The organism is Mongoliitalea lutea, assembly GCF_014652135.1.
Classification (GTDB): Bacteria; Bacteroidota; Bacteroidia; order Cytophagales; family Cyclobacteriaceae; genus Mongoliitalea; species Mongoliitalea lutea.
Map to the genome: position 1 here is coordinate 186,252 of NZ_BMYF01000008.1, position 12,871 is coordinate 199,122.

13 protein-coding genes, 1 pseudogene and 1 riboswitch are annotated in these 12,871 nt (G+C 40.4%); of the genes and pseudogenes, 6 read left to right on the forward strand and 8 right to left on the reverse strand.

Translation table 11 applies throughout. The features are described from left to right. Positions 1-12: 12 nt before the first annotated feature. Both hemE and IE080_RS08440 read left to right on the forward strand, forming a co-directional pair. A complete protein-coding gene (gene hemE / locus IE080_RS08435) occupies positions 13-1,035 on the forward strand; it encodes a uroporphyrinogen decarboxylase (protein WP_189580643.1) in 1,023 nt (340 codons plus the stop codon). Between the two features lie 306 nt (positions 1,036-1,341). Next, positions 1,342-2,079 carry a DUF6733 family protein gene (locus IE080_RS08440; protein ID WP_189580646.1) on the forward strand — a complete coding sequence of 246 codons (738 nt, stop codon included), beginning with the start codon at positions 1,342-1,344 and terminating at the stop codon, positions 2,077-2,079. Between the two features lie 96 nt (positions 2,080-2,175). Here the strand turns inward: IE080_RS08440 and IE080_RS08445 are convergent, their stop codons facing one another. The 3 genes from IE080_RS08445 to IE080_RS08455 form a co-directional block, all read right to left on the reverse strand. Continuing rightward, positions 2,176-3,195 carry a threonine aldolase family protein gene (locus IE080_RS08445; RefSeq protein WP_189580649.1) on the reverse strand — a complete coding sequence of 340 codons (1,020 nt, stop codon included), beginning with the start codon at positions 3,193-3,195 and terminating at the stop codon, positions 2,176-2,178. 864 nt (positions 3,196-4,059) lie between these two features. After that, on the reverse strand, positions 4,060-5,001 hold the full coding sequence (locus tag IE080_RS08450; protein WP_189580652.1) for a glycerophosphodiester phosphodiesterase family protein: 942 nt from the start codon (positions 4,999-5,001) through the stop codon (positions 4,060-4,062). After that, the gene (locus IE080_RS08455) at positions 4,991-5,437 is read right to left on the reverse strand and encodes a DUF2721 domain-containing protein (RefSeq protein ID WP_189580655.1); all 447 of its coding nucleotides are present in this window, start codon (positions 5,435-5,437) and stop codon (positions 4,991-4,993) included. Before IE080_RS08455 ends, IE080_RS08450 begins: the two co-directional genes overlap by 11 nt. A gap of 221 nt (positions 5,438-5,658) precedes the next feature. Further along, a riboswitch (SAM riboswitch) is annotated at positions 5,659-5,764 on the forward strand. A gap of 156 nt (positions 5,765-5,920) precedes the next feature. Here IE080_RS08455 and IE080_RS08460 point away from each other — a divergent pair. Continuing rightward, a complete protein-coding gene (locus IE080_RS08460; RefSeq protein ID WP_189580658.1) occupies positions 5,921-7,219 on the forward strand; it encodes an O-acetylhomoserine aminocarboxypropyltransferase/cysteine synthase family protein in 1,299 nt (432 codons plus the stop codon). A gap of 52 nt (positions 7,220-7,271) precedes the next feature. Here IE080_RS08460 and IE080_RS08465 read toward each other — a convergent pair whose 3' ends face one another. Genes IE080_RS08465 through IE080_RS08475 form a run of 3 tightly spaced genes read right to left on the reverse strand, consistent with a single transcriptional unit; the run spans position 7,272 to position 9,815 of the window. After that, positions 7,272-8,258, reverse strand: a complete 987-nt coding sequence (locus tag IE080_RS08465) for a hypothetical protein (RefSeq protein WP_189580661.1) — start codon at positions 8,256-8,258, stop codon at positions 7,272-7,274. 47 nt (positions 8,259-8,305) lie between these two features. Continuing rightward, positions 8,306-8,779, reverse strand: coding sequence for a hypothetical protein (locus IE080_RS08470; protein ID WP_189580664.1), 474 nt, complete (start codon positions 8,777-8,779; stop codon positions 8,306-8,308). Beyond that, on the reverse strand, positions 8,733-9,815 hold the full coding sequence (locus tag IE080_RS08475) for a DUF4221 family protein (protein WP_189580667.1): 1,083 nt from the start codon (positions 9,813-9,815) through the stop codon (positions 8,733-8,735). Before IE080_RS08475 ends, IE080_RS08470 begins: the two co-directional genes overlap by 47 nt. Positions 9,816-10,252: 437 nt before the next feature. Between IE080_RS08475 and IE080_RS08480 the strand changes: the two are divergent. Beyond that, a pseudogene (locus IE080_RS08480) lies at positions 10,253-10,615 on the forward strand (PLP-dependent transferase); the annotation flags it as partial. 124 nt (positions 10,616-10,739) lie between these two features. Here IE080_RS08480 and IE080_RS08485 read toward each other — a convergent pair. Continuing rightward, positions 10,740-11,036 carry a type II toxin-antitoxin system RelE/ParE family toxin gene (locus IE080_RS08485; RefSeq protein WP_189580670.1) on the reverse strand — a complete coding sequence of 99 codons (297 nt, stop codon included), beginning with the start codon at positions 11,034-11,036 and terminating at the stop codon, positions 10,740-10,742. After that, on the reverse strand, positions 11,033-11,272 hold the full coding sequence (locus IE080_RS08490; RefSeq protein WP_189580673.1) for a hypothetical protein: 240 nt from the start codon (positions 11,270-11,272) through the stop codon (positions 11,033-11,035). Before IE080_RS08490 ends, IE080_RS08485 begins: the two co-directional genes overlap by 4 nt. A 161-nt stretch (positions 11,273-11,433) precedes the next feature. Here IE080_RS08490 and IE080_RS08495 point away from each other — a divergent pair, with 161 nt between their 5' ends. Further along, positions 11,434-11,868 carry a hypothetical protein gene (locus IE080_RS08495; RefSeq protein WP_189580676.1) on the forward strand — a complete coding sequence of 145 codons (435 nt, stop codon included), beginning with the start codon at positions 11,434-11,436 and terminating at the stop codon, positions 11,866-11,868. Then, positions 11,868-12,737, forward strand: a complete 870-nt coding sequence (locus IE080_RS08500) for a DNA/RNA non-specific endonuclease (RefSeq protein ID WP_189580679.1) — start codon at positions 11,868-11,870, stop codon at positions 12,735-12,737. The genes IE080_RS08495 and IE080_RS08500 overlap by 1 nt, the downstream gene beginning before the upstream one ends. Positions 12,738-12,871 lie beyond the last annotated feature (134 nt).

The window sequence follows — 12,871 nt, forward strand, 5'->3', positions numbered from 1 at the left end:
TATCTTTGCGACATGCAACTGAAAAACGACTTATTGATACGAGCAGCTCTCGGTCAGCCGGTAGAACGAACTCCGGTTTGGTTGATGAGACAGGCTGGAAGAATATTACCCGAATACCGAGCGGTAAGAGAATCTGTTAGTGGATTTATTGAATTGGCACAAACACCCGAACTGGCGGCAGAAGTCACCATTCAACCGGTGGATATTTTGGGTGTAGATGCAGCCATCATATTTTCAGATATTCTAGTAATCCCTGAAGCTATGGGGTTACCCTATGAAATGGTGGAAAAAAGAGGACCTTGGTTTCCAGAAACAGTTCAATCAGCTGCGGATTTAAAAAAGTTACGGATTGCTGATGGCGTGGACGATCTAAGCTATGTCATAGAAGCCATCAAAATTACCAAAAAAGCATTGAATGGAAGAGTTCCATTGATAGGCTTTGCTGGTGCTCCATGGACGATTTTCGCCTACATGATCGAAGGGTCAGGAAGCAAGACGTTTTCTAAAGCGAGAGCAATATTGTACACGCAACCGAAATTCTCCCATCAGCTGCTCCAAATGATTACAGACAGTACGATCAATTACCTCAAAGCTCAGATAGAAGCAGGGGCGGACTTAGTACAGTTGTTTGATAGCTGGGCGGGTATCCTCCCTCCTAATCATTATGAAGAATTCTCTTTAAAATATATTTCACAAATCTGCGACGCTATCCAATCTGTTCCTAAGACGGTATTTGCCAAAGGAGCATTCTTCGCAAGAGAAGCTATGGGTAAATTGGATTGTCAAACCATTGGTCTTGATTGGAACATGGGTATTGCAGAATCCAGAGCCATGATCGGTATGGATAAAACGCTCCAAGGAAATCTTGACCCTGCTGCATTATACGGAAGTGACAAAGAAGTAGCTGCTGCTACCCGATTAATGATGGAGCAGTTCAAAGGCACACGTCATATTGCCAACTTGGGACATGGAGTCTATCCGGATATCAGTCCAGACAAGGTCAAGGTCTTTATTGAAACAGTCCAAAACTTTTAACAGGAGAGCGCCAAAAGCGCTCTTTTTTATTTTTTTCGAAAAAAAATTTTGCCCACAACCATCATCCCATCCATAACATTTGGAAGCTAGAAAATCGCCTATTCTAGCCCATTCAATGGACTTTCTCGGTTTTTGCATTTTTCTCAATGAAACATACTTTCAGTTAATTTTTTTACATTCGAAATAATATTTTGTTGCATTTTTGATTTCGATGATTAATTTTAACACCAAGAAATCAATAAATCACATAAAATTCTGATTTATAGGTCTCAATTTTAACCAATTTTCACACAACCTATTAAACTTATGCAAAACAAGATTACAAAAATCACGGCGGCAGTCACGCTTACGTTCGTTTGCTTTTTGGGAATGAGTTTCCAACAAGCATCAGCTCAGGAAGAGAGTAGATTCAACATGGATGTCACGCTCAATTCTGATCAATTCTTTGGATTTTACCCATTCTTCTCAGGTTCATACAGTCTTAGCAGCACGTTGGACTTCACCTTTTATGGTATTTTATGGTCAGGAGGTTCTGGCGGAGGCTGGGGAAACTGGACAGAGTTTGGTGTGGGTGTAGGGTTTGAGCCAGCAGAAGGCATCAGTGTTAGCCCACAAATTGGTATCTTAGGAGGTAGCTTGCTTTCTAAAGGAGCTGTTGGTGCAGGGATCTTTGGAGACGGTATTGTTCCAAATTTGACTATTGGTTTGGATAAAGCCAAAACTGAAGGTGAAATCTATGCGGGTTTCTATGCTCCTTTAAGAAATGAAGCCCCAACAGGTGGCACCACCTTGTCCTACCTTCACTACTGGGCAAACTTTGGTATCAAAGCAACTGAGTTTTTCTCAGTGGGTGCTCACTTTGAGCATTTGATTAACACAGGTGGTTCCAACGTTGCTGAGGCAACAGATGTGTATCAGTGGTTAGGTCCATACGTGCAGTTCAGCAATCCTAAGGGAGGAGCTTTTGCACGATTCTCTTTTGGAACTGATTTGGTAGCCGGAAATGACTCTTTCTTCAAATTGACTACTGGATTCAGCTTTTAATTTATTGAAAAATCAAATGTTAAGCCCGTTGAAAGTCTTCAACGGGCTTATTTGTTATAATGACTCTTGCATTTCCCAATCTTATCCTCAATAATATCAAACATTTATACCTACTATACCCCTCCCAAACTCCTCCAACTGCGCATCTCCAAAATCCAAGTGGGTAACAAAGCGAATCTGATCTGGACCGAATTTTACTGCAAAGATCTGTTGTTCCCGAAGCTTTTCGAGCATGGCTTCCGGACTGATTCCTTGCAGGCGGGCAATTACAATATTGGTCATCACAGGAAAAACCTCTGATACCAAGGGATGCTTTTCAAAAAACTGACCAATAGCCTTCGCACGCGTATGATCTTCGGAAAGTCTATCGACATGATGATCCAAGGCATAAATCGCAGCCGCAGCCAGGTAACCCGCCTGACGCATGCCTCCACCAAAAGACTTCCGGATTTTACGGGCACGCTTGATAGCCTGCTTACTGCCAAGAAGCACAGAACCTATCGGGCAGCCCAACCCTTTACTCAAGCAAATAGAAATCGTGTCAAACTGCGCTCCCCAATCCAACGGTTTCTCACCGGTCACTACCAAGGCATTGAACAAGCGGGCTCCATCCAAGTGAAGGGCAATTCCTTTTTCTCTGCACAAACTGCTGATCGGACGCACTTCATCCAAGGTGTAAATACTGCCGCCTCCCTTATTCATGGTATTCTCTAAGGAGACCAAGCTCGTCTCACAAGCATGCACATCATCCGGACTGATGGCTGCTGCAATATCCGAAGCGGTAATTTTTCCATAGGGCCCATCCAATAATTTGACCGAAGCATGGGCATTGGTCATAATGCCTCCCGCCTCATACAAATAGATATGGGAATATTTATGACAGATGACCTCCTGATGAGGACCTGTGTTTAACTTGATGGCAATCTGATTGGTCATGGTGCCAGATGGACAAAACAAGCCTGCCTCCATCCCAAAAAGTGAAGCCAGTTTTGCTTCCAAAGCATTGACAGTGGGGTCTTCCCCAAATACATCATCCCCTACTTCCGCAGCCCACATGGCTTCCAACATACCTCTAGTAGGCTTTGTAAGGGTGTCTGAACGTAGATCGATTGTCATAGTAGTTGATTAAGTGATTGACTGTTTAGTTGATTGGTGGCTGAGCGGAGTCGAAGCCAGTTTTGAGAGGTCGACGGTCTACTGTCGACTGTCCACAGTGCGATTGCGGTTGAAATACGATTATTCTTTTTATTATTTTTAGCGTTAGCCGAAAGTTCATCATTCAGCGTTCGACATTTTATTCTTCCTCAATACTTCAATTCCCCTTGAGGATTACAAATCCTCCTTATCTCTTGTCCAAGATTGCAAATCTCGAACAGCGTAGTTACTTCTCCTTCCAAACCTCTTGGTCTAGCGTGCAAATTCCGAGTAGGCCCTTCCCTGAAAGGGCAAAACAACAGTAACCACGGGTCTCGACCCGTGGCAGAACGTCTCTACACCTTAGTGTCTGCCCTGACGGGGCAGCATTATTGATTTCTACTCTAGAGAGCGTTAGTACAAGCCCTTTAGGCTTGATGATGAATCTTCATTTATCAACCATGGGTTTGTTGAAACCCATGGTTATTATTTTGTAACCCTTTACATGGTTCTTAGGTCCAAGCGATGAGAGTCTAATGTCTATCATCTCGCTTCTCTCGCTCGAATCAATAGTTATCGTCGGTTGAAAGTTCATCATTCAGCGTTCGACATTCATCATTCTAAATTTTATTCACCCTCAATACTTCAATCCCCCTAGAGGATTGCAAATCCTTCTTATCTCTTGCCCGAGATTGCAAATCTCGAACAGCGCAGTCTTAAACCATAACCGCTGGTCCCCAACACACCCTGTCTTGATTCTTGATTCTTGCTTCTTGTTTCTGCAACTTGATTCTTGCATCTTGACTCTTGTTTCTGCATCATGATTCTTGTCTCTTCACAACTATCCTATTGGCCAAAATACTTCCCTTTCGAACTCCCCTTAGGAATGAGACTTTCTATTGCCTTTGCTGCTTCAATCGGTCTATCAGTAGCTAGGATGTCCGCCCCATTTTGTACAAAACCTGCATACAACTGATCTCCACGGGCGATAGCACTTCGGTCTAGGTTACCTAGGGTGCCTAAGATGGTAAACACCCCGAGTTCGTGTAATTGTTTGTTGAATTCAGGAGCTCTTTCGGATGTTCCGGTGAATGCGATCCACCGATCCACAGGAATACCTGAACTTTGAAAGCGTGTGAGTTCTTCTTCATTTCGGATGCTTACAGATAGCATTAAGTCCGGATGTAAGCGATGGATTTTTTTAGCTGCTTCCAAACTGTAAGTGATGACAGCTGCGTATGCTTCAGCTTCCTGTTTTTTGATAGCATCTATAATCATTTCAAAGGGCACTTCCCTCTTGATATCTACAGTAAATAATGTTCTCCCTTTCCCCCAAGCCAAAACTTCCTCCAAAGTTGGTACTTTGAAGGTGGTGATAGTTCCTTCTTTATCCACGAGAAAAAACTCCTGAATCTCCTCATAGGTATGGTCGACCACACGACCTTTTCCTGTAGTGGTCCTATCCAAGGTATTGTCATGCATCAAGACCAACACCGAATCCTTGGTCAATGCTACATCAAATTCTATGATGGATGGAGTATGCTTCAAGGTGTTTTCGAAAGCCTCCAAAGAGTTTTCTGGAAAGCCCGGATATGGTCCTCCCCGATGGGCGGAAACCATGGGGATTCTATCCGGTGACCAAGTATAAAAGTCTCTCGCCTCTGCCGTAGAAGTGACTACAATGCTATGTTGGAGATGATCTGCAATGGCATTGTCCGTATTAGTTTGAGGACTGCTACAGGCTAGATAGCTTAGAAATACGAGTAAGCCAAAGAAGTTAATTTTCATTTTTATCTTTTTTAAACCAAAAACCAGAAGACCGTTTTTGAAACAATTCCTCCATGTCCTGAATTTCGAGGTTGAGTGCTTGGGTGGAAATCAGAATTTCAATGAGGGATATTCCCAAAGACACCAGCAAAGCCAACATACTGCCAATAAACACATAATTAGCAGCTTCCTGAGCTTCGGTAAATATCAAAAACATACATATCACACAGAGCAAGAAACTTAACACTCCGCACAACTGCATGTATTTGATCATGCTCAACCGCTTTTTCAAGTTGTGAATTTGCTCAATAATTATCTCCTGCTCGGGATTTTCCAAGTATTTTTTGTGCAATCCCCGTATGAGATTAGCAATGGCCAAAAAGCGGTTTGTAAAAGCCAGCATCATGAGCGTAATCGCAGAAAATAATAAGGCGGGAGTGGATAGTTGGAGCTCCATGGCTAGATTTTTTTGAATCTTAAATGTGGGGAATAAAGCAGTAAAATAAAAATCGAATCTCAAAAGTTTCCGTGAAAAACGGATTAGCTTAGGCATTTACTGCATAAAAACATCCTGTTTTGAATAAAATATATAAACTCTATAATTTTTGTAGACTTTTATTTGCATTTGTGTACAAGCATTCCTTTCTTTGCATCATCCTTTCACTTTTTAGGTGTTGGGATTTATACAGAAGAGGCGAGAGACGGGCTCCGTGACCCTCTGGCAACCATTCGAAACGTCGAAAAGGTGCCAATTCCCACCAAGCTTTCCTTGGAACTATAAATTCTTAACCCAATGATATACATTCCTTACCACCCTTTCTTACGCACTTACCTTTCTTTAGATAGCAGGTCAACTATTTTAACAATTGACGTGTACGCTAACACTAAGTTTTACGTAAATTCATTTAACTACTAATCATACATTTAAAACTTAATAACCATGGCTTATCGATTTGAAACTCTCCAGCTCCATGCAGGTCAGGCTCCTGACAAGGCAACCAATTCCAGAGCGGTTCCCATTTATCAAACCACCTCTTATGTCTTCAATTCCGCTGAACACGGCGCAAATTTGTTTGCACTAAAAGAGTTCGGGAATATCTATACCCGTATCATGAACCCCACCACAGATGTCTTCGAGCAGCGACTAGCAGCGTTGGAAGGTGGAGTAGCAGCGGTGGCTACTTCTTCAGGACAGGCCGCACAATTTTTGGCCTTGAATAATATCCTACAGGCAGGAGAAAACTTTGTCTCCAGCCCTTCGCTCTACGGAGGTACCTACAATCAGTTTAAAGTCGCTTTCAAACGCATCGGCATCACTGCCAAATTCGCCAAAGGGAACAATCCAGAGGATTTCGAACCGTTGATTGATGAACATACCAAAGCAATCTACCTGGAAACTATCGGGAATCCTGAGTTCAATATCCCAGACTTCGAAGCCTTTGCCAAACTGTCTCAAAAATATGATCTCCCATTGGTAGTAGACAATACCTTTGGAGCCGGAGGATACTTATGCCAACCAATAAAGCATGGTGCCAATATCGTTACTTCCTCTGCCACCAAGTGGATTGGAGGACACGGAACTTCCATAGGCGGCATCATCGTCGATGGAGGAAACTACAATTGGGGTAATGGCAAATACCCCCAATTCTCCGAACCTTCGGAAGGCTATCATGGATTGAATTTCTGGGAAGTGTTTGGAGAAAACAATCCGTTGGGGCTTCCCAATGTGGCGTTTGCCATCCGTGCAAGAGTGGAAGGACTGAGAGATTTTGGTCCGGCCTTAAGCCCCTTCAATTCCTTTTTATTGCTACAAGGATTGGAAACCCTCTCCCTGCGGGTGCAACGAACCGTAGAGAATGCTTTGGCATTAGCAACTTGGCTAGAAAACCATCCAAAAGTGCAAAAGGTAAACTATCCAGGACTCCCTTCCTCTCCCCATCATGCACTCGGTAAAAAATACCTGACTCATGGCTTTGGAGGAGTGTTGAGCTTCGAACTAAAAGGTGACAAGGAAAGCACCAGTCAGTTTATCAGTGAACTGAAATTGGTCTCTCACCTGGCAAATGTAGGCGATGCAAAAACCCTGATCATCCAACCATCCGCCACCACCCATCAGCAACTAAGCCAAAAAGAACAAGCAGCTGCGGGAGTAACTCCAACCATGCTTCGGGTATCTTTGGGAATCGAGCATATTGAAGATATCAAAGAAGATTTCCAGCAGGCTTTTGACAAGCTTTAAATGTAAAAAAATACACCTGTCAGCGCATACATCACCTGACAGGTGTTCCTTTCTAATAAATGGGTAAGCGCAAAATATCTACCCGCTTGTCGGTCTCTAATTTTACGAAATAATGTCCATCTTCGATATGGTATGGGTGATGGGGTGTTTTACCTAAGGCTTTATAACTTCCTCGGGAAATGTCCAGTTCCCAGATTTCATAGTGTTTCTCAGAAATATTCCATACTAGCAGGTAATCCTGCTTTCGTGTTAAATCCGAAAATACTTCCCAAAATCTAAATTTAACCGTATCCACCCCGAGCAGTATTTGCTTCGCTTGTACCTGCTCAGGAGTTTGGCTCAAGAGATAAAGCGAGTTACTCATTCGCTCTAGCATAAGTAATCCTCCACCATTCACAGCGAAGGTGGCATCTCTGTAAGGAAGACCTTCATAGATTACTTTCTTCGTTATAGGGTAAAATTTCCACCAGGGATTTTTTTCTTTGCCATGAATGATGAAGTTAGATTCCACTGGCACCCTGCCACCATAAAAATCCTTTCTGGAAGAAGTAATATCCGGATTTGACCTTAGTTCTTTTGTAGGCAAGGCAAAAAACTGCCGTTCAAATAATTTCGAATCTTCCTTATTTTTACCCTTCTTGGAAGGTTCTTTTCTCTCAAAAAATGGCGTAATCACCCAATTATCCCAAAAAATAATAGGGTTATCAATGGTCATTCCGTTTTCTTTGACATCAAGAAAATACCTCATCCCAATACTCCTGTCAATCATTATTTTACCATCTTGAATGCTAAAGTCAAGGGAAGAATTGCCAATAGAAGTAAACGAGTTTTCTCCGGTCTTTATAATCCGACGATACCCTTCTAGCCAACCTGTCAAGGTATCAATACCCAAATTTTGCTTGTCCAAAAGCATCAACCGAGATTTATTGGAATTCCTTTTTTCCAAATAGCTCACGACCTTATAGTCCCCAAAGGTAATCAGCTCTGTCAAGGTACAGTTCTCACATCCATAGAAATAAAAGTCCGTTTGAGCTTTCATAGAATTGGGAAGCCAAAAAACAATAACTAGTATAAATTGAATTTTTTTCACTTGTCTAAAGCTTTATCAATTAAAATCTTAAACTCTTCTTTGCTTGAAGAATTTAGATCAACTAAGTTTTCTACGACACCACTTCTTAATTCAAAAGCTACAGGTGAAAAGACTCCAGTTTCATACTGTTTAAAATTACCATCCTGATCAAATACTATGTTACTTTGCCTTTTTAATTCGACTTGAATAGTAGATGTGAAGATCACCAAGTCAACGCTTGGGTCCGAGTCTTGTAAATAATCTAATGCTGGACCTATACAATTATAACATCCTCCAATTGGAATCAAGACAATCGATTGATTTTGGTTAACATCCAATGGTAATTGTTTTAGGTATAATACAAGACCTTCATTGTATTCATAAATACTGCCTTTTTGGTTGCAAGCGGCTAAAGCAACACATATACCAATGACTCCCAAACAATTAACCCATCTTAAAAAAGGTAAATGATGCTTTATCTTCTTCTTCATCAGTTTTATTTTTAATCAGAATACCATTTTTATAAGGAAAAGAGATGGGTAAAAACAAATCTTTAGCATCTATTTCATATACTTCAAGCACACTATAGTTTGTTTCAGCTTTGGATACCAAAAGGAGCCAATTTCCAAATAGATTAGTATTTAGAGTCCCGTCTGCTTTTTTTAGTGCTTGGGGCTTTTTTTGAAATCGAATCAATGCATTCAAGTCTGGATGATACATAGTCTTCAAAAACCAAGGCTCTATAATCCCCAGATTCCGTTCTTTTTGTAAATCGTCGTTAGACCTACTTAGACCTTTGGACATCGCGGGAAAATCACTTGTTGCAATCCATAATTCTTTTTGAAAATTACCTTCTGTGTCAAATAGCGTAACTCGGGGGCTCATAGGAAAAGATAGGGCTACACCTTCTGAATGTTCACTTAAAGATATCTCACCCAAAAATCCAAAATAACCATCTTTTTGCAGATAAACTCTATCCCAAGCCCCAAAAGAGCGAACTCCGCTGTTTGATTGAATATCGTATTGGCCTACAGGAGGATTTTGGTAATACTGCAAGCTTTCAAAATTTACATTTTTGGTTATTGGAAAATAAATTTGACCATTTTTCCATGTAGGTTTCGCACCAAATTCAGATGCAAAACTATAGTACAAATCTAAAGGTGATCGACCATCATAAAATTCCATTTGCCGGAAATTTAAAGCCTTGACAGAACCGTCAAGCCCAACAACCAACGCTTTTCTAGCATTTCCATCAAACAAGATTATTGAATTATCGCCATACATCATCGCTTCTATATCCGATAAGCCTAAAGGGCCATCACTTTCAACAAAAATTCTATGGCTAAACAATCCTTTTTCAAGATTGTAAAAATCAAGTGAATGAGAAGACTCATTCCATGTTACAAAATGTAATGTATCAAACCTACTAAAAGTGGCATAATGAAAAGAACCTAGGTTTCCTAAGGTATCTAATGCTAATAGGAAATGTCCATTCTCAACACTTTTATCGATAAAATCAATATCCAATACCTCTAAATTTTTAGAAGAGCAGGAAAATAATAGTAGAATTACCGCAACAAATCTCATATCAGAAGAGAAATAGCCGAGAATAGAATATCGGCTTTTTTAAAGAACTATTGATTACATTATTCCATCATCCCCATGATGATGGTTTTTAATGTTTAACTAGTAAACATTAAACAAATCAAAAAAAAAAGAAGACACCCACAAGCACTTGAATTAAAATCACTTATGAAATTATTTTATAGTAACTATACTATTTTTTTATGTGTCTTAGTTGACGAAATAAAATTTTAATTTAAGCTTTTATTCTTGACTTATGATTTGTGCATTTCAATCCATCAAGGTAAAAAGGAATTTTATTTTGAATAGGACAATCGGGGTTTTTCTACTATTGATTGATGACAAAACCAATCCAATCAGCTTAAAATATATAATAAACTTGGCTGGAAAACCATTCAAAAGTTCAAAAAGTAAACTATCCCAGACTCCCTTCCTCTCCCCATCATGCACTTGGCAAAAAATACCTGACTCATGGCTTTGGAGGAGTGTTGAGTTTTGAACTAAAAGGTAACAAGGAAAGCACCAGCCAGTTTATCAGTGAACTGAAATTGGTCTCTCACCTAGCAAATGTGGGCGATGCAAAAACCTTGATTATCCAACCCTCTGCCACCACCCATCAGCAACTAAGCCAAGAAGAATAAGCAGCTGCGGGAGTAACTCCAACCATGCTTCGGGTATCGTTGGGAATCGAGTACATTGAAGATATCAAAGAAGATTTCCAGCAGGCTTTTGATAAGCTTTAAATGAAAAAAATACACCTGTCAGGGTATACATCTCCTGACAGGTGTACCTTTCTAATAAATCGGTAAGCGCAAAATAGCTACCCGCTTGTCAGTCTCTAACTTTAGGAAAAATGAAGTTAATCAGTCAAATTTTAAATTTCTTCGGATTTTTCCTGTTAGCTCTAAAACTCACAATCTCTAGGTGGTCATCCTTTATCCGATAGTAGATACTTGTCTTTTTACTGAAAGCGCATTTTCTCAGTCCTTGACGTCTGTTAGAGATACGGTACATCTCTGGGTTCTCAGCTATCAGGGCTAAAGTACTTTCAATTGAGGTAAATACCTCTTTCGCTTTTTCTTGCCCAAAGTTCCGTACAATATACTCTAATAATGCTATTTCTTCGTACATCGCACGATGCGAGTATCGAATATTCAATTTCATTTTACAAAATTGAAACGATTTTTAATTTCCTGACGAACAGACTCAAGAGACTGATAGTTTCCCGCATCTAACTGTTCTAGACCTTCATCTATAGCCGCTTTGTCTGCCTCGCTTAACTCTTCCCAAAAATCCACTTCATCTTCTATATTTAAAAGTGATTTGACAGCATTCAACACCTGCTCATCATTACTCTTTATGATTTCCGAAATGATTTTATATTTTGTTGAGGTATCCATGTAAAGATTCTAATGAGTAAAGTTACTAATTTTTTTTTGCTTAAGAAGACTACAAAATACTTAAATTTTTTTTAGGTTCCTGCTTGAAAAACAAAATAATTATTTAGGTTTTAGTTTGGCTATCGTCTATTTTTACCTGTATAATCAAAGCTGTTCAAACGATGAAAAAAGCACTCCTGTCATCACTTCTTTTAACCCTTAGTTTTTTTTCTTTTGCCCAAGAATCTGGTAAAATTCACGCAGGTATTTATCATGGAGGAATCATAGGTCAGGTGGGAATTGGTACTAATTTCGAAAAGAAAAATTTTGGCGAACTTCGATTCTCGGCTTCTGATATTGTAAATTATCCATTTAACATCGAAGGGTATTTTAACCGAAATTATATCCAATCAGATTGGTACAATATCCATGCTGGACTGATGCTGGGATACAGTTTTTATGAAGATATTCGATTTGGTCTTCCGATAGGCATGACTTTCAAACCCATCAAAGAACACCGTCAATTCGGAATTCTCTTGGAAGCCATGCCAAATTATTTTCTAGGAAACCCAAATCTGCGTGCCAGCATAGGTATACGCTATAATTTCAGCAACTAATGAAAAAAATATCACTTGTCGCATGTATTCTCATATTGACTACCAATTGCAAAACATTGGAGCCGATTTCAGGAAATGCATCCACCCAGACTCCACCACCGGCAATCCCGACACCACCTATATCTCCTTCCGAAACAACAGAAACGTTGCCTGTTCCTACAGTTGACCTGTCTTTTGTGGCTGAGGAATTCAGGGGTTTTGTCCCGGAAGTCTCTTCCAGAGATTTTTTTTTGGATTATACAGGCTTTGTGTTAGAATTTGACACGCTTACTAGAAACGCCAAATGGGTCAGCTATTTGCTTTGCAGGGCCAACTTAGGAAGTGGAGAAGAGCGTGCCAGTAATTTCAGGATGGAAAGAAGGCTCGGAGACTATAGTCCCCGAGATGCTGCCTACCGAAATTCTGGATTTGACAGGGGACATTTGGCCCCTGCAGCAGATATGGGCTACAGTGCGGAAAGTATGTATGATAGTTTTTTCCTCACCAATGCAAGCCCTCAAGTTCCTGGATTCAACCGAGGAATATGGAAAAGATTGGAGGATCAGGTTCGAAAATTTGCCGCTGACAAAGACAGCATATATGTAGCCACCGGCCCGATCCTTCAAGCAAACCTTCCAGCTATGGGGGACAGTCCCATCCGGATACCTGAATACTTTTATAAGGTGATCCTTAAAAAAGACACAGAAAACCCTCAAGGAATAGCTTTTATCATGAAAAATGAATCTGCCAGTGGGGATCTGAAAGCATTTGCCGTGAGTATTGATTCGGTAGAAGTCCTGACAGGCATCAACTTCTTCCCCCTCCTCAGCCCCCTACAAGAATCCAAAGCAGAAGGGAAATTTGATGTAGGTTTTTGGTTTGATAATTAACATTATTCGAGATTCCTCGCGAAAGGAGTGGTTCACGCAAAGGTATTATGTTTGAAAAATAGGCATAAGCTAAATTTCGTATATTAAAGGAAGAATTTCAACCTTAACCTTTAAATACAGAACGCTTATGCCAT